The 20,827-nt window shown below is 72.8% G+C and carries 21 protein-coding genes; 10 read left to right on the plus strand and 11 right to left on the minus strand.

Annotated features, from left to right (window positions below; all coding sequences use genetic code 11):
- The first annotated feature begins 10 nt into the window (after positions 1-10).
- From ACZ3ZD_RS21985 to ACZ3ZD_RS21995, 3 genes are all read left to right on the plus strand, one after another.
- Complete coding sequence (locus ACZ3ZD_RS21985) at positions 11-796, plus strand: electron transfer flavoprotein subunit beta/FixA family protein (RefSeq protein ID WP_467399844.1); 786 nt, start codon at positions 11-13, stop codon at positions 794-796.
- Positions 797-847: 51 nt separating this feature from the next.
- Entirely contained in the window at positions 848-1,810 is a 963-nt protein-coding gene (locus ACZ3ZD_RS21990; protein WP_467399848.1) for an electron transfer flavoprotein subunit alpha/FixB family protein, read from the plus strand.
- Between the two features lie 173 nt (positions 1,811-1,983).
- Complete coding sequence (locus ACZ3ZD_RS21995) at positions 1,984-3,282, plus strand: DUF6986 family protein (RefSeq protein ID WP_467399851.1); 1,299 nt, start codon at positions 1,984-1,986, stop codon at positions 3,280-3,282.
- 46 nt (positions 3,283-3,328) lie between these two features.
- Here the strand turns inward: ACZ3ZD_RS21995 and ACZ3ZD_RS22000 are convergent, their stop codons facing one another.
- Positions 3,329-4,378 (minus strand): LacI family DNA-binding transcriptional regulator, encoded by a 1,050-nt coding sequence (locus ACZ3ZD_RS22000; RefSeq protein ID WP_467399853.1) that lies wholly within the window; start codon positions 4,376-4,378, stop codon positions 3,329-3,331.
- Between the two features lie 197 nt (positions 4,379-4,575).
- Between ACZ3ZD_RS22000 and ACZ3ZD_RS22005 the strand changes: the two genes are divergently transcribed.
- A complete protein-coding gene (locus tag ACZ3ZD_RS22005; RefSeq protein WP_467399855.1) occupies positions 4,576-5,529 on the plus strand; it encodes an ROK family protein in 954 nt (317 codons plus the stop codon).
- An 81-nt stretch (positions 5,530-5,610) separates the two neighbouring features.
- Here ACZ3ZD_RS22005 and ACZ3ZD_RS22010 read toward each other — a convergent pair whose 3' ends face one another.
- The 3 genes from ACZ3ZD_RS22010 to ACZ3ZD_RS22020 form a co-directional block, all read right to left on the minus strand.
- Positions 5,611-5,859: a non-oxidative hydroxyarylic acid decarboxylases subunit D gene (locus tag ACZ3ZD_RS22010; RefSeq protein WP_467399858.1), complete on the minus strand. Its 249-nt coding sequence runs from the start codon at positions 5,857-5,859 to the stop codon at positions 5,611-5,613.
- A 38-nt stretch (positions 5,860-5,897) separates the two neighbouring features.
- The gene (locus ACZ3ZD_RS22015) at positions 5,898-7,322 is read right to left on the minus strand and encodes a non-oxidative hydroxyarylic acid decarboxylases subunit C (protein WP_467399860.1); all 1,425 of its coding nucleotides are present in this window, start codon (positions 7,320-7,322) and stop codon (positions 5,898-5,900) included.
- 91 nt (positions 7,323-7,413) lie between these two features.
- Entirely contained in the window at positions 7,414-8,004 is a 591-nt protein-coding gene (locus ACZ3ZD_RS22020) for a non-oxidative hydroxyarylic acid decarboxylases subunit B (RefSeq protein WP_467399863.1), read from the minus strand.
- A gap of 113 nt (positions 8,005-8,117) precedes the next feature.
- On the opposite strand from ACZ3ZD_RS22020, the gene ACZ3ZD_RS22025 reads away from it, so the two are divergent.
- Positions 8,118-9,041: a helix-turn-helix transcriptional regulator gene (locus ACZ3ZD_RS22025; protein ID WP_467399865.1), complete on the plus strand. Its 924-nt coding sequence runs from the start codon at positions 8,118-8,120 to the stop codon at positions 9,039-9,041.
- A 37-nt stretch (positions 9,042-9,078) separates the two neighbouring features.
- On the opposite strand, the gene ACZ3ZD_RS22030 is transcribed toward ACZ3ZD_RS22025, so the two are convergent.
- Positions 9,079-11,127 (minus strand): NPCBM/NEW2 domain-containing protein, encoded by a 2,049-nt coding sequence (locus ACZ3ZD_RS22030; protein ID WP_467399868.1) that lies wholly within the window; start codon positions 11,125-11,127, stop codon positions 9,079-9,081.
- 237 nt (positions 11,128-11,364) lie between these two features.
- Here ACZ3ZD_RS22030 and ACZ3ZD_RS22035 point away from each other — a divergent pair, with 237 nt between their 5' ends.
- The gene (locus tag ACZ3ZD_RS22035; protein ID WP_467399870.1) at positions 11,365-11,556 is read left to right on the plus strand and encodes a hypothetical protein; all 192 of its coding nucleotides are present in this window, start codon (positions 11,365-11,367) and stop codon (positions 11,554-11,556) included.
- 155 nt (positions 11,557-11,711) lie between these two features.
- Entirely contained in the window at positions 11,712-12,746 is a 1,035-nt protein-coding gene (locus ACZ3ZD_RS22040; RefSeq protein WP_467399872.1) for an NUDIX hydrolase, read from the plus strand.
- Here ACZ3ZD_RS22040 and ACZ3ZD_RS22045 read toward each other — a convergent pair.
- Both ACZ3ZD_RS22045 and ACZ3ZD_RS22050 read right to left on the minus strand, forming a co-directional pair.
- On the minus strand, positions 12,716-13,444 hold the full coding sequence (locus ACZ3ZD_RS22045) for an MBL fold metallo-hydrolase (protein WP_467399874.1): 729 nt from the start codon (positions 13,442-13,444) through the stop codon (positions 12,716-12,718). The genes ACZ3ZD_RS22040 and ACZ3ZD_RS22045 overlap by 31 nt on opposite strands.
- 62 nt (positions 13,445-13,506) lie before the next feature.
- On the minus strand, positions 13,507-14,862 hold the full coding sequence (locus ACZ3ZD_RS22050; protein ID WP_467399877.1) for a M20/M25/M40 family metallo-hydrolase: 1,356 nt from the start codon (positions 14,860-14,862) through the stop codon (positions 13,507-13,509).
- A 131-nt stretch (positions 14,863-14,993) separates the two neighbouring features.
- Here ACZ3ZD_RS22050 and ACZ3ZD_RS22055 point away from each other — a divergent pair, with 131 nt between their 5' ends.
- Positions 14,994-16,244 carry a geranylgeranyl reductase family protein gene (locus ACZ3ZD_RS22055; protein ID WP_467399879.1) on the plus strand — a complete coding sequence of 417 codons (1,251 nt, stop codon included), beginning with the start codon at positions 14,994-14,996 and terminating at the stop codon, positions 16,242-16,244.
- Here ACZ3ZD_RS22055 and ACZ3ZD_RS22060 read toward each other — a convergent pair.
- Positions 16,234-16,683 carry a nitroreductase family deazaflavin-dependent oxidoreductase gene (locus ACZ3ZD_RS22060; RefSeq protein WP_467399882.1) on the minus strand — a complete coding sequence of 150 codons (450 nt, stop codon included), beginning with the start codon at positions 16,681-16,683 and terminating at the stop codon, positions 16,234-16,236. The genes ACZ3ZD_RS22055 and ACZ3ZD_RS22060 overlap by 11 nt on opposite strands.
- Before the next feature lie 145 nt (positions 16,684-16,828).
- Here ACZ3ZD_RS22060 and ACZ3ZD_RS22065 point away from each other — a divergent pair, with 145 nt between their 5' ends.
- A complete protein-coding gene (locus ACZ3ZD_RS22065; RefSeq protein WP_467399884.1) occupies positions 16,829-17,524 on the plus strand; it encodes a TetR/AcrR family transcriptional regulator in 696 nt (231 codons plus the stop codon).
- Between the two features lie 197 nt (positions 17,525-17,721).
- Here the strand turns inward: ACZ3ZD_RS22065 and ACZ3ZD_RS22070 are convergent, their stop codons facing one another.
- Positions 17,722-17,997: a DUF6332 family protein gene (locus ACZ3ZD_RS22070; RefSeq protein ID WP_467399887.1), complete on the minus strand. Its 276-nt coding sequence runs from the start codon at positions 17,995-17,997 to the stop codon at positions 17,722-17,724.
- Positions 17,998-18,074: 77 nt separating this feature from the next.
- Positions 18,075-19,562: an MFS transporter gene (locus ACZ3ZD_RS22075; protein ID WP_467399888.1), complete on the minus strand. Its 1,488-nt coding sequence runs from the start codon at positions 19,560-19,562 to the stop codon at positions 18,075-18,077.
- 85 nt (positions 19,563-19,647) lie between these two features.
- Between ACZ3ZD_RS22075 and ACZ3ZD_RS22080 the strand changes: the two genes are divergently transcribed.
- Complete coding sequence (locus tag ACZ3ZD_RS22080) at positions 19,648-20,046, plus strand: MarR family winged helix-turn-helix transcriptional regulator (protein ID WP_467399890.1); 399 nt, start codon at positions 19,648-19,650, stop codon at positions 20,044-20,046.
- Positions 20,047-20,073: 27 nt separating this feature from the next.
- Here the strand turns inward: ACZ3ZD_RS22080 and ACZ3ZD_RS22085 are convergent, their stop codons facing one another.
- Entirely contained in the window at positions 20,074-20,814 is a 741-nt protein-coding gene (locus ACZ3ZD_RS22085) for a maleylpyruvate isomerase family mycothiol-dependent enzyme (protein WP_467399892.1), read from the minus strand.
- Positions 20,815-20,827 lie beyond the last annotated feature (13 nt).

Here is a 20,827-nt window from a genome sequence, read left to right on the forward strand (position 1 = left end):
GAGAGCCGGCGTGAGCTTGAGGATCGTTGTCACTGTGAAGTACGTGCCCGACGCCACTGGCGACCGGCACTTCGCCGATGACCTGACCGTCGACCGCGACGACGTCGACGGTCTGCTCTCCGAGCTGGACGAGTACGCGGTCGAGCAGGCCCTCCAGATCGCGGAGAACGCGGACGACGCCGAGGTCACCGTCCTGACCATCGGCCCCGAGGACGCCAAGGACGCGCTCCGCAAGGCCCTTTCCATGGGTGCCGACAAGGCCATCCACGTCGAGGACGACGACCTGCACGGCACCGACGCCATCGGCACCTCCCTGGTGCTGGCCAAGGCCATCGAGAAGGCCGGCTACGACCTGGTCGTCTCCGGCATGGCCTCCACGGACGGCACCATGGGCGTCGTCCCCGCGCTGGTCGCCGAGCGCCTCGGCGTCCCGCAGGTCACCCTGCTCTCCGAGGTCTCCGTCGAGGACGGCACCGTCAAGGGCCGCCGCGACGGCGACGCCGCCTCGGAGCAGTTGGAGGCCTCGCTCCCGGCGGTCGTCTCCGTGACCGACCAGTCCGGCGAGGCCCGCTACCCGTCCTTCAAGGGCATCATGGCGGCCAAGAAGAAGCCGGTGGAGTCCTGGGACCTGTCCGACCTGGACATCGAGGCCGAGGAGGTCGGCCTGGACGGCGCGTTCACCAAGGTCGAGTCCGCGACCGAGCGCCCGGCGCGCACGGCCGGCACCATCGTCAAGGACGAGGGCGAGGGCGGCAAGCAGCTCGCCGAGTACCTCGCGGGCCAGAAGTTCATCTAAGGCCCGCCCCGCCGACCGCCCCTCAACTTCGTTACGCAGGAGAGCAATCCCATGGCTGAAGTCCTCGTCTACGTCGACCACGTGGACGGTGCCGTCCGCAAGCCCACCCTCGAGCTGCTGACCCTGGCCCGCCGCGTCGGCGAGCCCGTCGCCGTCGCGCTGGGCAACGGCGCCGCCGACACCGCCGCCACGCTCGCCGAGCACGGCGCGGTGAAGGTCCTCACCCACGACGCGTCCGAGTACGCCGAGTACCTGGTCGTGCCGAAGGTGGACGCCCTGCAGGCCGCCTACGAGGCCGTGTCCCCGGCCGCCGTGCTGGTCCCGTCCTCCGCCGAGGGCAAGGAGATCGCCGCCCGCCTGGCGCTGCGCATCGGCTCCGGCATCATCACCGACGCCGTCGACCTGGAGGCCGGCGCCGAGGGCCCGGTGGCCACCCAGTCGGTGTTCGCCGCGTCCTTCACCACCAAGTCCCGCGTCGTCAAGGGCACTCCGGTCATCACGGTCAAGCCGAACTCGGCCGCCGTCGAGGCCGCCCCGGCCGCCGGCGCCGTCGAGGCCCTGTCCGTGACCTTCTCCGAGCAGGCCACGGGCACCAAGGTCACCGGTCGCACGCCGCGTGAGTCGACGGGCCGCCCGGAGCTGACCGAGGCCGCGATCGTGGTCTCCGGTGGCCGCGGTGTGAACGGTGCCGAGAACTTCTCGATCATCGAGGCGCTCGCCGACCAGCTCGGCGCGGCCGTCGGTGCCTCGCGCGCCGCCGTCGACGCCGGCTGGTACCCGCACACCAACCAGGTGGGCCAGACCGGCAAGTCGGTCTCGCCGCAGCTGTACATCGCCAACGGCATCTCGGGCGCGATCCAGCACCGCGCCGGTATGCAGACCTCGAAGACCATCGTGGCCGTCAACAAGGACGCCGAGGCCCCGATCTTCGAGCTGGTCGACTTCGGCGTCGTCGGCGACCTGTTCGAGGTCGTGCCCCAGCTGACCGAGGAGATCAAGTCCCGCAAGGGCTGATCCTCCCGAGGCCTGGTACGAGGCCCCCGTGACCGGCGCGGTCACGGGGGCCTCGGTGCATCCTGAAGGCGGTGCGACCACGGTCCGAGAGGGTGTTGACCGGCGGGAACCACCCCGGATAACTTCATCCAACGGATTGTTGATTCCGCACAGCGGAAATGGGAGGGTGTGGGATGGGTCAGCAGGAGCAGGTGGCCACGAGCCTCGCGGGCGCCGTCAGCGAGGAGATCAGCGCCTCCCTCGCACCGGTCGACGCGGAGCTGGAGCGCCGCTACCCCGGGGACCCCGGCACCCGGCAGCCCGTCCACACCGTGTACGTCCCCGGCGACGCCTTCGCCGCCGACACCCTGCGCTCCTGGGGCGGGAAGGCTCTCGCCGCCCTCGACGAACACGCCCCCGACGCCGCCTCGTTCGCGGCCGTCCTCGGACTGTCGGACGACCTGGCCGAGCCCGTCTACTCCCGCGTCCGCGCCAAGCTGGAGCGCGAGCCGGTGGAGGACCTGCGCGTGGACTTCGAGGACGGCTACGGCCCCCGGCCCGACGCCGAGGAGGACGCGGCGGCCGCCCGCGCCGCCCGTCTGATCGCCGAGGCGTACCGCGACGGCACGGCGGCGCCGTACATGGGCATCCGCATGAAGTGCATGGAGGCCGCGGTACGCGACCGGGGCATCCGCACCCTCGACGTCTTCCTCACCGGCCTGATGCAGGCCGGCGGCCTGCCCGGGGGCCTGGTCCTGACCCTGCCGAAGGTGACGTACCCCGAGCAGGTGACCGCCTTCGCCCGCCTCCTTGAGGCCTTCGAGAAGGTGCACGGCCTGGACGCCGGCCGGCTCGGCTTCGAGATCCAGATCGAGACCAGCCAGGCCATCCTCGCCGTCGACGGCACCGCCACCGTCGCCCGTCTGATCCAGGCCGCCGAGGGCCGCGCCACCGGACTGCACTACGGCACCTTCGACTACAGCGCCTGCCTCGGCGTCTCCGCCGCGCACCAGGCCAGCGACCACCCGGCCGCCGACCACGCCAAGGCGGTCATGCAGGTCGCCGCGGCCGGCACCGGCGTCCGCGTCTCGGACGGCTCCACCAACGTCCTGCCCGTCGGCCCGACCGCCAGGGTCCACGACGCCTGGCGCCTGCACTACGGCCTCACCCGCCGCGCCCTCGCCCGCGCCTACTACCAGGGCTGGGACATGCACCCGGGGCACCTGCCGACCCGCTACGCGGCCGTCTTCGCCTTCTACCGCGAGGGTTTCGAGCAGGCGGCGGCCCGCCTCACCCGGTACGCCAACCGTACCGGCGGTGACGTCATGGACGAGCCCGCCACCGCCAAGGCCCTCAGCGGCTACCTGCTGCGCGGCCTGGACTGCGGCGCCCTCGACATCGCCGAGGTCGCCCGCCTGACCGGCCTGACCCGAGCCGACCTGGAAACCTTCGCGGCCCCCCGCCGCGGCGACCTGACGGCCTCCGCGCAGTAGGAGGGGAGCCCGCGGGCCGGGGCCGAGAGCCGGTCGTACCGCCCGCTCAGTCCGCGGGCGGCAGTTCGCCCGAGCCGCGGGTGACGAGGCGGGTCGGCAGTTCGATCCGCTCGGGGGCGAGGAGGGTGCCGTCCAGCTGGCCGAAGAGGCGTTCGGCGGCGGTACGGCCGAGGGCCGCGGCGTCCTGGGCGACGACCGTGACGCCCGGCTGGAGCAGGTCGGCCAGCTCGATGTCGTCGAAGCCGACGAGCGCGACCCGGCGCGCGTGCTCGGCCAGGACCCGGATCACGGTGACCGTCACCCGGTTGTTGCCGGCGAAGACCGCGGTGACCGGGTCGGGACCGGACAGCATCTCCTGCGCGGCCCGCCGCACCCGCTCCGGGTTCGTCGCTCCGAGCGACATCCAGCGGTCCTCCACGGCTATGCCCGCGTCCTCCATGGCCGCCCGGTAACCGCGCAACCGCTCGGCCGCGGTGTGGATGCGGGGCATGTCGCCGATGAACCCGATGCGCCGGTGGCCGTGCGCGATGAGGTGGGCGACGCCGTCGCGCGCGCCGCCGTAGTTGTCGGACAGCACCACGTCGGCGTCGATCCGGCCGGCCGGCCGGTCCACGAACACGGTCGCCACGCCGGCCCTGATCTCCGGCTCCAGATAGCGGTGGTCGTCCCCGGCCGGGATCACCACGAGCCCGTCGACCCGGCGCGCGCACAGCGCCAGCGCCAGCTCCTGCTCACGCTCGGGGTCCTCCGCGCTGGAGCCGTTGATCAGCAGGGCGCCGTGGGCGCGGGCCACCTCCTCGACGGCTCGGCTGAGCGGCCCGTAGAAGGGGTCCGCGAGATCCTCCAGCACCAGGCCGATGCTCGCCGTACGGCCCTTGCGCAGCACCCGCGCGCTGTCGTTGCGGCGGAAGCCGAGCGCCTCGATCGCCTCCTGCACCCGCCGCTCGGTGTCCGGGGTGACCCCCGGCTCGCCGTTGACCACGCGGGAGACCGTCTTGAGCCCGACTCCCGCGCGCGCCGCCACGTCCTTCATCGTCGGACGGTTGCCGTACCGGCTCCCGGAAAGGCGGTCTGCGCGACGGGTGGTCTCGGGCACGATGCGTCTGTCCTGTCTCGTACGAGGGGGATGCGGATGCGGTGGGCTTGTATGAGGATGTGGCGTCGAGCATAGAGCCTGGACAACGTTGTCAGATGCGAGAGAGACTGTCCATCACTGTCCCGGCCTGCGCCCCCACCGCTTGACCGGCCTGCCTTTCTTCGGTTTTCAAGCCTCAACGGGGAGATCTGACTCTGATGCACACCGACCTCGTGGCGGCCCTGGACATCGGCGGCACCAAGATCGCCGGCGCGCTGGTGGACGGCGGCGGACGGATCCGGGCCCGGGCCCAGCGCGCCACGCCCGCCCAGCAGGACGGCGAAACGGTCATGCGGGCCGTGGCGGAGGTGCTCGGCGATCTCGCCGGGTCGCCCCTGTGGGGACGCGCGCGCTCGATCGGCATCGGCAGCGCCGGCCCGGTGGACGCCTCGGCCGGCACCGTCAGCCCCGTGAACGTGCCCGGCTGGCGGGACTTCCCGCTGGTCGACCGGGTCCGTGCGGTCACCGGGGGCCTGCCGGTGGAGCTGATCGGCGACGGGGTCGCGATCACGGCGGCCGAGCACTGGCAGGGCGCGGCACGCGGCCACGACAACGCGCTGTGCATGGTGGTCTCGACGGGCGTCGGCGGCGGCCTGGTGCTGGGCGGCCGGCTGCACCCCGGACCGACCGGCAACGCCGGACACATCGGTCACATCAGCGTCGACCTCGACGGCGATCCCTGCCCGTGCGGCTCACGCGGCTGTGTGGAGCGCATCGCCAGCGGCCCCAACATCGCCCGCCGGGCCCTGGAGCGGGGCTGGCTCCCGGGCCCTGACGGCGACACCTCGGCCGCCGCGGTGGCCGCCGCCGCCCGTCTGGGCGACCCGGTCGCGGTGGCCTCCTTCGAGCGGGCCGCGCGGGCGCTGGCCGCCGGGATCGCGGCCACCGCGACCCTGGTCGAGATCGACATAGCGGTGATCGGCGGGGGCGTCGGCAACGCGGGCGACGTCCTGTTCACGCCGCTGCGCAAGGCCCTCACCGACTACGCGACCCTGTCCTTCGTACGGCGGCTCACCGTCGTACCCGCGCAGACGGGCACGGACGCGGGCCTGATCGGCGCCGCGGCCGCGGCCCTGACCCGCCCCGCGGAGGTACCGGCGGCGAGCCGCTAGGCGGACCGGGGGAAGACGCCCGCGAGGGGAAGTCCGGCGGGGTGACGGCCCGCGCCGGTACCACACGGGCAGGACGCCTGGTCAGTACGTGCCGCGCAACGGGGGCACGGCCGGCACCTCGTCGGCCCGCGCCAGGTCGGCCGCCGTCAGCCGGAAACCCTCGGGATAGTGCTCGCGCCGGGTACGCCGGACGGGTTCGCTGGTGCGCCACATGTACAGGCACCGCGGACACCGCAGCACCTCCCAGACCCCGGGGACGGGGGAGGAGTGGACGTGTTCCGTCTCCTCGTACGCGCAACGCGGGCAGACGGGGCCGGTGGTGTCGGGCATGTCGGTTTCTCCTTGCCGGGGACGGTTCGAGCGGGCGGTCAGAGACCGGCGGTGAGTGCCTGCAACCGGGTGAGCCATGCGGCCGTCTCGGGCAGGTCGCGGACCGGGTTGCCGTACGTGCCCCGGCCGTCGGGGGCGACGGGCGTCGTGGCGTCGATGACGAGCTTGTCCACGATGCCCGGGGTCTGCGCCTGGGGGGCGAGTTCGACGACCGGCAGGCGGGGGACGGTGACCAGGTCCGAGGCGGGGTTCATCTTCGTCGACAGCGCCCACATCACCTGCGGCAGATCGAACGGGTCGACGTCCTCGTCCACCACGATCACCGTGGTCGCGTAGCCGAGGCCGTGCGGCGTCGTCAGCACCCGCAGTCCGACCGCCTTGGCGAAGCCTCCGTACCGCTTCCTCGTCGAGACGATGACGAGCAGGCCGTGCGTGTAGGAGGCGTTGACCGCCTGCACCTCCGGGAAGTCCGCCTTCAACTGCTTGAACAGCGGCACGGACGTGTTGGCCGCGATGAGGTAGTCGCACTCGGTCCACGGCATGCCGAGGTAGAGGTGCTCGAAGACCGGGTCGGTGCGGTACGAGATCCGGTCGACGCGGATCACCGGCATACTGCGACCGCCCGAGTAGTGGCCCGTGAACTCGCCGAACGGCCCCTCGATCTCACGTGTGCGGCCCTCGATGACCCCCTCGATCACCACCTCGCTGCCCCACGGCACGGGCAGTCCGGTCAGGGGTGCCCGGGTGATCGGGGCGGGGGCCTGGCGCAGGGCGCCGGCCAGCCCGTACTCGTTCTCCTCGTACTTCATCGGTGTGGACGCGGCGATGGTGATCACCGGGTCGTTGCCGAGGGTGATGGCCACGGGCAGGTCCTCGCCCCGCTCCTCGGCCGTCCGCAGATGCAGGGCGATGTCGTGCATCGGCACCGGCTGGATCGCGAGCCTGCGCGGTCCCTTGACCTCGATGCGGTAGATGCCGAGATTCTGCTTGCCGCTGTGCTCGGGGTCGTCGGGGTCCTTCGAGACGACCGCGGCCTTGTCGATGTAGAAGCCGCCGTCGCCGTCGTTGAGGCGGATGAGCGGCAGCACCCGGAACACGTCGGCGTCCTCGCCCTCAAGGGTGTTCTCCGCCCACGGGGGGTTCGCGCGCCACTCGGGCTCGACCGGGAACGCCTCCCAGCGCCGGGCGAACTCCGCCACCTGCTCCTTGGCGCCGGTCTCCTTGGGCAGGCCGAGAGCGAGCGCGTGATTGGCCCACGAGCCGTGGACGTTCATCGCGATCCGCGCGTTCGTGAACCCCTTGACGTTGTCGAAGAACAGGGCCGGTGCCGCATCGCCGAGGCGCGGAGCGGCGTTGGCCGCGGCGGCGATGTCGGGCTCCGGCAGCACCTCTTCCGGGATACGGAGAAGCTGCCTCTCCTTGTCGAGCGCGTCGAGAAAGCCACGCAGGTCGTCGTAGGGCACGGGAAGGTCCTTTCGCGGGGGAACGGGCGGGTGGGGGAGGGCCGGAGCCGGTGCCGTCGCGGCCAGGGCGCGGGCGGGAAGGCGCCGGGTCTCAGCCGGTCGTGCGCAGGGCGCGGGCGGCCCGCATGCCCTCCCAGCGTCCGGCCGGCGACGCGGGCAGATCGAACTGGTCGAGGACGCGTGCGACGACATGGGAGACGATGTCGTCCACCGACCGCGGATGGTTGTAGAACGCCGGCATCGGTGGCACCAGCCGCACTCCCATGCGGGCGAGTCCGAGCATGTTCTCCAGATGGATCTCGCTCAGCGGGGTCTCGCGGGGCACGAGGACCAGCCGGCGCCGCTCCTTGAGCACCACGTCCGCGGCCCGCCCGACCAGCCCGTCGGCGTAACCGGCCCGGATCCCGGCGAGCGTCTTCATCGAGCAGGGCACGACGATCATGCCGTCCGTCCGGAACGAGCCCGACGAGATGGCCGCACCCTGGTCCTCGGGCGTGTAGGTGACATCGGCCAGCGCCGTGACCTCGGGAGCCGTCAGCCCGGTCTCGAGCTCGATCGTGGTCCGCGCCCAGCGGCTGAGCACCAGATGCGTCTCCACCTCCGGGAGCGCCGCCAGTTGCTCGAGCAGCCGGACTCCGAACACGGCCCCCGTCGCTCCGGTCATACCCACGATCAGTCGCACGGGACTCGGCTCCTTCGTTTCGTCCGACGCTGGGCGCGTGCAACCGTTTCGGTCACCGCCCTTCGACGCTAAGCCCGAATCCCGAGGCCGGAGGCGTACCCTGAGGACAGCCCATGGACAAAAACGGACAGCCGCCCGCCGCCGACCGGACCGAGATCCCTCCCGTCCCCTACCGTGCCGCCGCCGGTGCCCCACCCGGCGCGGAGGTGTTCGACCTATCCGGCCTGCCCGGCCGTGCCCGCGGTCACGGCCTTGATCCCTACGCCGCCAAGCGCCCCGCCTTCCACGAGCTGATCGCGGTGCGCGGCGGTCGCCTGCGCTGCTCCCTCGACTTCAGCACCTTCGAGCTGAGCGCCGGTGACTGGCTGTGGGTGCGACCGGGCCAGGTCCACCAGTACGACTCCGACCTGGCCGCCGCCGAGGGGGTCGTCGTGCTGTTCACCCCCGGATTCCTCACCCCCGCCACGGTGGAGGCCGCACGGGTCGACCAGCCGGTCTGGCGCTCACCCCTCACCCCGGCGGACGCCGACGCGTCAGCCCTGGACGCCGTACTCCAGGTGCTGCGGAGCGAATACCGACGGCTGGCCGACCTGCCGCTGGAGATCCAGATCGACGTCGTACGGCACCTGCTGTCGGTCCTCGTTCTGCGGCTCTCCCACGCAACCGGCGTGCGCGAGACGGCCGGAGCGGGCAGCGAGGCGTTCCGGCGCTTCCAGCGGGCCGTCGACCGCGACTTCGCCCGCACCCACCGCGTCGAGGACTACGCCCGCGCGCTCGGTTACAGCGTCCGGACCCTGACCCGGGCCACCCGCTCGGCCGCCGGCACCGGAGCCAAGGCCTTCATCGACGACAGGGTCCTGCTGGAGGCACGCCGGCTGCTGTGGCACACGGACCTGCCGGCCGCGGCCGTCGGCGACCGGCTCGGATTCCCGGACGCGACCGTCTTCACCCGGTTCTTCCGCCGGCGCACCGGCGAGACCCCGGCCGCTTTCCGGGAACGGGCCACAGGGGCGACGGGGGTGCGACCCGCCGGGTGAACCCCCCTGCCCCTGCCGGCCGTTGATCCGTCATCGTCTACACGGTTCGGCAGCTGAGCCGGGCGTTCGCCCAGTCCGCGTGGTCGGAGTCGATGCCGTCGCCGCCGTCGGTGACGACCAGCCGGACCACCTGGGCACCGGTGACGTCGGCGGTGAGCGGTTGGGCGGGCATCGCGTTGGTCAGGACGCCGGTGGACGCGGCCTTCGTGCCGTCCGCCCAGATCTCGAAGGCGACGGTGCCCTTGGTGCCCTTCTCGTCGTCCACGCCGACGTCCGCGGTGACCTTCTCGCAGGCCCTGCCGGTGTAGAAGGCGACCTCGCTGAGCGCGTGGACGCCGAGGCCCTTGGCGTACACCGTGCCGCCGATGGTGAGCGGGTGTCCGTCGCCGGCGGCGTCCTCCCCGTTGCTCCGGTCGCGCTCCACCGGCCCCCAGCCGCTGGTCGCCGACAGCCAGGGCAGGTCGCCGAGGTACGACGTCCCGGCGGGCGGCGGCACGACGACGGACGCGGTCAGTGGCGCCTCGCTCGTGACCGCCGTCCCGTTCGGTGAGCGGTAACCGGTCCGCAGCGTGAGGCCGTAGGAGCCGCTCGGGGTGCCGGCGGGGGCGGTCACCCGCCAGGCGGTGCGCAGGGAGCCGCCGGCGGGGACGGTGGCCGCGGTGGTCGGCGTGGTGGCCTGGACGGTCCAGCCGGCGGGGCCGGTCAGGGTCACGGACACCTGCTGCGCGGGCGTACCGCCGAGGTCGGTGGCGGTAGTGGTCAGTGTGGCGGGGGTGGCCGCCTCCAGGAACGGGCTGCCGTCCACGCCGAGTTCGACGGCGGGCGGCTGGGCGGACCACTGGGGGTCGGCCTGGACGCGCAGCAGGACCGTGCCGTGGGCGGGGACGGTGGCGGCGAGGGTGCCGGCGGTGTTGTACGTGCGGTGCTGCCACAGGTCGCGCAGGGTGTAGCCGTCGGCGGCCGGCAGGCCGACGGCGGCAGCGCTGGTGGCGATCCGCTGGGCGGTGCCGGACTCGTTGAAGAGGGCCACCGCGCGGCTGCCGTCCTTCATCTCCTTGGCGACGACCCAGCGTCCGCCCGCGGAGGAGACGACGGTGCCCTGCTTGCCGAGCGGGTCCTGGTCGACGGCGACGACCTCCTTGTTGCCCAGGATGTCGTAGGTCGCCTGGGATGCCTTGCGCAGGTCGGTGCCGATGAGCAGCGGCGCCGCCATGACCGACCAGAGCGAGAAGTGCGAGCGGTACTCGGTGTCCGTCATGCCGCCGTTGCCGACCTCCAGCATGTCGGGGTCGTTCCAGTGGCCCGGGCCGGCGTACGGCGCGAGCGGCAGGTTCTGCTTGAGGATCGACACCATCGAACTCCAGCTGTCGCTGATGTCACCGGTGGTCCGCCACAGGTGGCCGACGTCGGCGGCCCATTCCCAGGGCTTGTTCTGGCCCCATTCGCAGATGCTGTAGACGATGGGGCGGCCGGTCGCCTTCAGCGCGTCCCGCATGGTCCGGTAGCGCTGTTTGGCGTCCACGCCCTGGTTGTTGCAGTTGTCGTACTTCAGGTAGTCCACACCCCAGTCGGCGAACTGTCGTGCGTCGCTGTACTCGTGGCCCAGGGCGCCCGGGAAGCCCGTGCTGTCGCAGGTCCTGGTGCCGGCGCTGGTGTAGACGCCGAGCTTGAGCCCCTTGGCGTGCACGTAGTCGGCAACCGCCTTGATCCCGCCGGGGAACCTGGCGGGGTCCGGTACCAACTTGCCGTTGGCGTCGCGGTTCGGCAGGGCCCAGCAGTCGTCCAGGTTGACGTACTGGTAGCCCGCGTCCTTCAGGCCCTTCTGGACGAAGAGGTCCGCGATGCCCTCGACCATGGACGCGTTGAACTCGGGGCGGCAGTGCGTGGAGTTCCAGTTGTTGAAACCCATCGGCGGGGTGAGGGCGAGGCCGTCGGCCAGGGCGGGCGCGGCCGGCGCCGCCGGGGTGCGGGCGGGGGCCGCCAGGGCGGGGGCGGCGAGCCCCGCCGCGCACAGCAGCCCCGCGGCGAGCGCTCCGGCCACTCTTCGGGGTGTGGTGCGGGTCGTGCGGGTGTGAGGGTGACGCATCGTTACGTTCCTCCGACTCGCGAAACCGGGATGACGGCATGTGCGCGTCATCGGTGCGCGTTTACGGTAGGACCTGTCGGAGAGTGTTGGAAGGGGGTGCGTCGCATGGCAGTTCGGCCGTTCGGATCTGTTGGCTTGGGGTCGCTACGGCCTGGGCGGCCGGCCCGGCGTTCCGGACGACCCGTTCGGCCGGAGCGCATCCCGTGACTCCTCGCCGTCCGCGCAGTTGATCAGCGCATGAAGAAGCGGAGCATGCTCGCCATCGCCACCCTCGCCACCGGATTCGTCGTGGCCGCCGTCACCCCGTCCCACGCTGCGGAAGACCGGCCCCTCGGCGACCTCAACGTCTCGGACACCCTCGACTCGACCGGCCACCTCGTCGCCCAGGACAGCCTGGACGTCGACCACGGCACCCTCGGACACGAGTAACCCCCGACGGCGTACGGCGTGCGTACCGGTGTCCCCGCCGCAGGGGGCACCGGCGCTGCCGTGTGCGCGCGGACAGGCACCCTCAACGGCGGGGCGTTTCCGTGGCAGGGTGGAGCGGGCAAGCCACAGGGGGCCGACACAAGAGGGGGAAGTCCGTGACCGTCGTCTGGATCAACGGCGCGTTCGGTGCGGGGAAGACCACCACCGCACGGGAGCTGATCGAACTGATCCCGAACAGCGCGCTCTTCGACCCGGAGGTCGTCGGCGGGGCGCTCACGCACCTGCTGCCGCCCAAGCGCCTCGCCGAGGTCGGTGACTTCCAGGACCTGCCGATCTGGCGCCGGCTGGTGGTCGAGACCGCCGCCGCGATGCTGGCCGAGCTGGGCGGCACCCTGGTGGTGCCCATGACCCTGCTCCGCCAGGAGTACCGCGACGAGATCTTCGGCGGCCTCGCCGCCCGCCGGATCACCGTGCACCATCTGCTGCTCGCCCCGGCTGAAACGATCCTGCGCGAGCGGATAGCCGGGCGGGAGATCCCGCCCGACGGCGAGATACGCGTACGGCAGTGGTCGTACGACCAGATCGAGCCCTACCGCGCCGCCCTCGCCTCCTGGCTCACCGCCGACGCCCACCCGGTCGACACCAGCTCGCTCACCCCGTACGAGACGGCCGTCCGGATCGCCGACGCCGTCGGCAGCGGTGCCGTACCCGCCTGCGACATCGTGCAGACCCCGGAGCCGACCGCCGAGACGCTCGCCGCCGGCGTGCTGCTCTTCGACGACCACGACCGCGTGCTGCTGGTCGACCCCACCTACAAGCCCGGCTGGGAGTTCCCCGGTGGCGTGGTCGAGCGGGGGGAGGCACCGGCCCGCGCGGGGATGCGCGAGGTCGCCGAGGAGACGGGGATACGGCTGCGCGAGGTGCCCCGGCTGCTCGTCGTGGACTGGGAACGCCCCGCCCCGCCCGGGTTCGGCGGGCTGCGGCTGCTGTTCGACGGCGGCCGGCTGGAGTCCGGCGAGGCCTCCCGGGTGCTGCTGCCCGGCCCGGAGCTGCGCGGCTGGCGGTTCGCCACGGAACAGGAGGCCGCCGCGATGCTGCCGCCGGTCCGCTACGAACGCCTGCGCTGGGCCCTGCGCGCCCGTGAGCGGGGCACCGCCCTCTACCTGGAGGCCGGCGTGCCGGTCGGCTGACCGGGCGCCTCGGTGATCGAGCGGAGCGCGGCGGCGGCGCCGCCCACGACCGGGTCACCGTGGCCGAAGCAGGCCACCTCCGCGCCGAGGTCCGCCAACCTCCGTACGGATGCGCGGAGTTGCCGTCCGTCCAGGTTGAACACCCCGGGCATCGGGGTGCCGTCGACCGACGCCACCGTGTCCCCGGTGAACAGCACGTCCTCGGCGGGCAGGAACAGCGCGATGCTGCCGTCGGTGTGCCCCGGGACGTGGACCACCCGTGCGCCGCCGCCGAAACCGAGGACGTCCCCGTCCGTCACCTCGGTGACCGAGGCCGGCGGCAGGGGCGGCCCCTCCGGCAGCCGCCGGACCGCCTCCGCGTGGATCGGCAGCTCCCACTCCTCGAACTTCGGTGCCGGGCCGGGCAGTTCACCCCGGACGAACGGCGCGTCCAGGTGGTGGACCAGCACCTCGGCCCCGCTCAGCGCGGCGAACTCGCCCGCCGCGCCCACGTGGTCCTCGTGGAAGTGGGTCAACACGACACGTCGTACGTCCTTCGGTGCGGGGCCCAGCGCGATGACCGCGTCGGCGATCGCCCGGCCGTAGCCGATCGGGCCCGCGTCGACCAGGGTCAGCTCGGTGTCGTCGCTCCAGAGGTAGGCCTGGCCGACCGGGAAGCGCAACAGCCGCAGCCGGGGCAGCAGTTCGATGACGTCCATGGGCCGACCGTAGGGAGCGCCCCCGCCCGGTGGCGAGGGCGCTCTGCCGCGGGCAGAACGGTTCAGCCCGCCGCGTAGTTGCGCAGGAACAGCGCCTCGGCGACCGACAGCCGCTCCAGCTCCTCGGGGGACACGCTCTCGTTGACCGCGTGGATCTGCGCCTCCGGCTCGCTCAGGCCGATCAGCAGGATCTCCGCGTTCGGGTAGAGACCGGCGAGCGTGTTGCACAGCGGGATGGAGCCGCCCTGGCCCGCGTACTGCATGGTCTCGCCCGGGTAGGCCACGGCCATCGCGTCGGCCATCGCCTGGTAGGCGGGGCTGGTGGGGTCGGCGCGGAACGGCTGGCCCTGCCCGATCTGCTCGGTGGCGACCCGGGCGCCCCACGGGGTGTGCGCCTCGATGTGCGACTGGAGCAGCTTGGTGGCCTCCGCCGCGTCCACGCCCGGCGGCACCCGCAGGCTGATCAGGGCGCGGGCGCTCGACTGCACCGACGGGGTGGCCCCGACGACCGGCGGGCAGTCGATGCCGAGGACGGTGACCGCCGGGCGGGCCCAGATGCGGTCGGCGACCGAACCCTCACCGATCAGCCCGACCCCGTCCAGAACCTTGGCGTCCGTGCGGAACTGCTCCTCGGTGTACTCCAGGCCGTCCCACCGGGCCGCGGCGTCCAGGCCGTCGACCGTGGTCGAGCCGTCCTCGGCACGCAGCGAGTCCAGCACCCGGACCAGCGCGGCCAGCGCGTCCGGGGCGGCACCGCCGAACTGGCCGGAGTGCAGGTTGCCCGCCAGGGTGTCGATCCGCACCCGGAGCAGGGTCATCCCGCGCAGCGTGGTGGTCACCGTCGGCAGGCCGACCCGGAAGTTGCCAGCGTCGCCGATGACGATGGTGTCCGCCTCCAGCAGCTCGGGGTGCTGCTCGGCGTACCGCTCGAGACCCCCCGTGCCCTGCTCCTCCGAGCCCTCCACGATCACCTTCACGTGCACCGGGACGCCGCCGTTCGCCCTGAGGGCGCGCAGCGCGAGCAGGTGCATGATGAAGCCGCCCTTGCAGTCGGCGGTCCCGCGGCCGTACCAGCGGCCGTCGCGCTCGGTCAGCTCGAACGGCGGGGTGGTCCAGCCGGCCTCGTCCAGCGGGGGCTGCACGTCGTAGTGCGCGTAGAGCAGGACCGTCTTCGCACCCTCCGGGCCCGGCAGGTAGCCGTACACCGACCGCGTGCCGTCCGGGGTGTCGAGGAGGGCTATGTCGGTGAAGCCCTCGGCGCGCAGCGCGTCGGCGACCCAGCCCGCGGCGGCGTCGCTCTCGCTCCGCGGGAACTGCGTGAAGTCCGCCACCGACTGGAAGGCGACCAGTTCGGCCAGCTCCGCCTTGGCCCGGGGCAGCAGCGAGGCGACGGTCTCGGCGACCGGATTCGACGGCATGGGCACGCTCCTCGTGGGTGCGACGTTGTACGGGGTGAGTACACCGATCCTCCCACAGCGGCCTGCGCGGACGGCCGCCGTAGGATGCGACAGGACAGTTGGCAGCGGCTTGATCGGAGCGGTAGACCATCGTGAGCGGCGAGAACTCTTCAGCGGACGACGTGCAGCGGGTGTGGGACGTCGTCGTGGTGGGCGCGGGCCCCGCGGGCGCCTCGGCCGCCTACGCGGCGGCGGTCGCGGGACGGCGCGTGCTGGTGCTGGAGAAGGCCGCGTTGCCCCGCTACAAGACATGCGGAGGCGGCATCATCGGCCCCTCGCGCGACGCGCTGCCGCCCGGCTTCGAGCTGCCCTTCCGGGACCGGGTGCACGCGGTCACCTTCTCCCACAACGGCCGCTTCACCCGCACCCGCCGCTCCAAGCAGACGCTGTTCGGGCTGATCAACCGGGCCGAGTTCGACCAGCAGCTGGTCGAGCACGCCCAGAAGGCGGGCGCCGAGCTGCGGACGGGCGTCACGGTCCAGCGGGTCGAGCAGCACGGCTCGGCCGTGCCCGACCGCCGTACGGTCGCCGTCGTCCTGCAGGGCGGCGAGACGGTGCTGGCCCGCGCGGTCGTCGGCGCCGACGGCAGCGCCAGCCGGATAGGGGCGCACGTGGGGGTGAAGCTCGACCAGGTGGATCTCGGCCTGGAGGCGGAGATCCCGGTTCCGGAGACGGTCGCCGAGGACTGGAAGGGGCGCGTCCTCATCGACTGGGGGCCGATGCCGGGCAGTTACGGCTGGGTGTTCCCGAAGGGCGACACGCTCACGGTCGGCGTGATCTCCGCGCGTGGCGAAGGCGCCGCCACCAAGCGGTACTTGGAGGACTTCATCGCCCGGCTGGGCCTCGCCGGTTTCGAGCCCTCGCTCTCCTCCGGGCACCTGACCCGCTGCCGCGCCGACGACTCACCGCTGTCCCGGGGCCGGGTGCTGGTCTGCGGGGACGCGGCCGGGCTGCTGGAGCCGTGGACCCGCGAGGGCATCTCGTTCGCGCTGCGCTCGGGCCGGCTGGCGGGGGAGTGGGCGGTCCGCATCGCCGAGGCGCACGACGCCGTGGACACCCGGCGCCAGGCCCTAAACTACGCGTTCGCGGTCAAGGCCGGGCTCGGCGTCGAGATGGCCGTGGGCAGGCGGCTGCTGAGCGTGTTCGAGAGGCGTCCCGGCCTCTTCCACGCGGCCCTCACCGGATTCCGCCCCGCCTGGCGGGCGTTCCGGGAGATCACGCAGGGCTCGACCTCGCTGGGCGAGATCGTCCGCTCCCATCCGATCGCCCAGCGCGCGCTGACCGGGCTGGACCGGGGTCCGGCCGGACAGGCCGTCGCGGCTAAGGAGCCCGTCAGCTCGTGACGGTGACGCGGAAGACCGGGTGGTCGGGGGCGATCCGGCGCAGGTCCGCGTCCGAGGAGTCGGGGCCGACGCCGTCGAAGAAGGCCCCGACCTCCACCTTCCAGCGCCTGAGGTAGGCCCGCAGCAGCGGGACCTTGTCGTCGTCGGCGACCTCGGTGGCGGTGAAGACGTCCGTGTGCCTGCCGAGGCGCAGTTCGCCGCCGCCGGCCTCGCGCATGTTCCGGGTCCACTGGACGTGGCCGCGCGGGGCGACCAGGTACTGCTGCCCGTCCACCGTCAGCAGGTTCACCGGCGTGGTGCGCCACTGCCCGCTCTTGCGTCCGCGCACCGCGAGCTCCCGCGAACCCCAGACGCTGATCCCGCGCCGGGTGAGCCAGGACATGACCCGGTTGAAGACGTTGACGGTGAACCAACCCGGTGTGATGACGTGTGTCGACATGGCGACTCCCAGCGCTTGGGAGAGCGGTGCTCTCGCTTCGAGTCCAGTGTGGGGGCGAGAGGCATCCCTTCGCAAGAGCACTGCTCTCCTTTTATTCAGATGCTCTCGCTTGTGTGCACCGCTCTCCAGCGTGCACACTGCCGGCATGAGCACCGCACAGGGCGCCCGCGCGCGGGCCAGGCAGGAAGTCACGGCGGCCATCAAGGACGCGGCGCGCAGACAGATGGCCGACGAGGGCGCGGCCAAGCTCTCCCTGCGGGCCGTCGCCCGCGAGCTGGGCATGGTCTCGTCGGCTCTGTACCGCTACTTCCCCAGCCGGGACGACCTGCTGACCGCCCTGATCATCGACGCGTACGACTCCCTCGGCGAGGCGGCGGAACAGGCCCGGGACGCCGCGTCCGACGCCGCGCCGCCGGACTGCTGGACGGCCGTGTGCGAGGCGGTGCGCGCGTGGGCGCTCGCCCACCCGCACGAGTACGCGCTGATCTACGGCTCACCCGTGCCCGGCTACTCCGCCCCCAGGACCACCGTCCGGGCCGCTTCCCGTGTCGCCCTGACTTTCATCGGCATCCTCCGGGACGCCCACCACGGCCCCGGGGGGCTGACCGCCCCGCCGCTCCCCGCCGCCCTGCGGCCCGAGGCCGAGCGGATGGCCGCCGACTTCGCCCCCGACCTGCCGCCCGAGGTGGCCGCACCGATGGTCGCGGCCTGGGCCCAGCTGTTCGGGCTGATCGGCTTCGAGCTGTTCGGGCAGTTCAACCGGGTCGTGGAGGACCGCGAGACGTTCTTCCGCCACGCGATCGACCGGCTCGCCGAGGGGGTGGGCCTGAGCCGGCCGTGAGCCGCGTACGCTGCGGCCCGCCTCACCGGCCACCCGGACCGGGACGGAGGAGCGGCGCGGCGTCACCCGCGACCACGGCCCGGTCGGCCCGAGGCGCAACCCGCCTGACGCCGGCCGGAGTCGCGTGAGCCGACCCGGCTGGGTCCTTTCTTTCGGACGCCGGCAAGATTGAAAGAGAGGGCCTGGGCGCCCTCGTGCTACGTGTCGGAGTCGGTCCGGTGGGGCTGGGGCGACTGGCGGAAGCGGACCAGCACGCTGATCACGCGGGCCACGAAGACGACCGGTGCGATCACCGTGCCGAGGCGCAGCAGGACCGTGGTCAGGGGGCCGGGGAGGTCGAAGAGGAGGGCGGGGCCCGCCACGGCTCCGAACAGTACCGCCGCCGCGAACGTGGCGCTGGCCAGGGCGTACCCGATCTCGACCGTCGCCGCGTCCTGCTCCGCCTTGGTCCGGCGGCCCCCGTATGCGTACATTCCGTCAGTTTCACAGAGGTGCGCCCGGCGGAGCAAGCAACTCCGGCCGGGCGCGCGCAGGGTGGGAGGCGGCCCCTCTAGTCGCGGACCGGCACGCGCTCCGTCTCCGGCCGCACGGTGGACCTGGCGACCACGACGGAGCGTTCCGGACGGGACCGGCGCAGTCCGGTGAGCGACAGCAGCAGGCCGGCGAGCGCGATCACCGTGACCACGACGAGGCCGGGCCGGTAGCTGTCCAGGACGGCCTGCGGTGAGGCGTGGTCGGGAGCGTGCGCGGTCACCACCGCCGTCACCACGGCCAGGAAGATCGCGCCGCCCACCTGTACCGAGGTGTTGAGCAGGCCGGAGACCATGCCCTGCTCGTCCTCGTCCACCCCGTTGGTGGCCTGGACGTTGAGCGACGGGAAGGTCAGGGCGAAGCCCGCGCCGACCAGCAGCATCGTCGGCAGGATCACGGCCGCGTAGGCCGGGTGCAGGTCGATGCGCAGGAACAGCGCGTACCCCAGCGCCATCAGCGCGAAGCCGAGCACGATCAGCCGTGCGGTACCGAACCGGTCGATGACCGCTCCGACCCTGGTCGCGGAGAGCGCCACCAGCGCCCCCGCCGGCAGGAACGCCAGCGCGGTGTGCATCGCCGACCAGCCGAGCACCTGCTGCATGGAGAGCGTGACCAGGAACTGGAAGCCCATGTAGCTGCCGACGAACGTCAACGCGCCCAGCTGCGCCCGCACCTGGGGGCCGGAGCGCAGTACCCCGAGCCGGATCAGCGGGCTCGGGCTGCGCCGTTCGACCAGGACGAAGACCACCAGCATGACGGCGACGGCGGCGAAGGACAGGATCGTGCGGGCCGAGGCCCAGCCCGCCTCGGGCGCCTGGACGACGGTGAAGACCAGCAGCAGCATCGAGGCGGTGCCGAGGACGGCACCCGGGATGTCGTAGCCGCCGTGGCCGCGTTCGCGCTCGCTGCGCGGCAGCAGCCGCATGCCCACGATCAGGGCCAGCAGCGCGACCGGCGCCGGCAGCAGCATCGTGAACCGCCAACTGGCCTCGGTGAGCAGCCCGGAGAAGACCAGGCCCATGGAGTAGCCGGTGGCGCCGCAGGTGGTGTAGATCGACAGGGCCCGGTTGCGCAGCGGACCCTCCGGGAACGTCGTGGTGATGATCGACAGGCCCGCCGGTGCCGTGAAGGCCGCGCTCAGGCCCTTGACGAAGCGGCTGGCGATCAGCAGCGGACCGGAGTCCACGAGTCCGCCGAGCAGCGAGGCCAGTGCGAAGACGCCGAGCGCGACCAGGAACACCTGGCGCCGGCCGAGCAGGTCGGCGGTCCGGCCGCCGAGGAGGAGCAGGCCGCCGTAGCCCAGGATGTAGCCGCTGACGATCCATTGCAGGGTCGACGTGGGCAGGCCGAGGTCGGCACCGATGGACGGCAGGGCGACGCCGACCATCGACACGTCCAGTGCGTCCAGGAACATCGCGGCGCACAGCACCAGCAGCGTGCCCCACAGCCGAGGGGTCCACCGGCCGGCCGGGGACGGGGCCGCGGAGGGGGAGAGCGGAGAGGTCATGCCGGTGAGATTACATGCACACGCATGAAATGCAAGCGCATTTAATTACGGTGCAATGAAATCGTTTCTCTGCTACGGTGCCGTCATGGCGGCGAAGAAGGCCGAGCAGGCGCTCGTGGAGGAGTGGCGGGGCATCCTGACCCTGCACGCCCGCACCCAGTGCGAACTGGACCGGGCGCTGCACGGCCACGGCCTGTGCGCGAGCGACTTCGAGGTCCTCGACCTGCTGGCCGAGGGCACGGCGGGGGACGGCGGCTCCGCCTACCGGGTGCAGGACATCTCCGACCGGGTCCACCTCAGCCAGAGCGCGCTGTCCCGGCTCATCGGCCGCCTGGAGAAGGAAGGCCTGGTCGAGCGGGCCATGTGTCCGGAGGACCGGCGCGGGGTGCGGGTGGTGCTCACGGCGAAGGGGCGCGCGCTGCACGGCGAGGTCCGGCCGGTGCAGCGCGCGGTGCTGGCCCGGATGCTGTCCGACGCCGGCTGACGTCACCCTCCGCCGGCTGGCCGGGCGTCAGATCCCGGAGCGCTCCCGCCACAGCGCCGCGAGCGACGCGTCGCCGGTCACCCGCGGCACCGCCGTACGGTTCCACAGCGCCAGGTACAACTGGTCGGCGGGCCCCGACAGTTCGGTCTCGGCCGGCCCCTGTGCCGCCCGCACGGTCACCGGCGGCGCGGTCGTCAGCCGTACGGTCCACACCGCGTCCGCCCCCGCGTCCACCGCGCGCACCCGCAGCACACGCGGCTCCTCGCTGCGCAGCCGGCTCCGGGAGCGGGCGTGGAAGCCGCGCAGCAGTTCGTCGATGCCGTCCACCGCGAAGCCGGCGGCGATCGGGGACGGCGTACCGCCGCGCGCCGTCTCGGCGTCGTAGCGGTGCACGGTCGTCTCGTGCGCCTGCCGCCGGGTCCAGAAGGCCAGCGGCGAGGGGTTGGGCGCGGGATGGAACGTCCAGCACCGCACGTCGGCGGGTGCGGCGGCCAGGGTGTCCACCAGCAGCCGGTGGCTGTCCCGGTACCAGTCCACCAGCTCGGCACCGTCCAGCTCCGGCGGGTCGCTCATGGGCCGGGGCGCGGTGTGCCCCTCGGCGACGAAGGCGGCGGCCCACCGGTGCACCGACCCGGTGTGCCGTACCAGGTCCCGCACCTGCCACTCCGGGCACGTCGGCACCTTGGCACCGGTCCCCGCCGCGGCGGCGGCCGCCGCCAGCAACCGACCCTCGCGGTCCAAGGTCTCGAGGAACTCGGCAGTCTCCACGGGGCTCTCTCCT

The sequence above is a fragment of the Streptomyces sp. NPDC023481 genome (assembly GCF_055560195.1).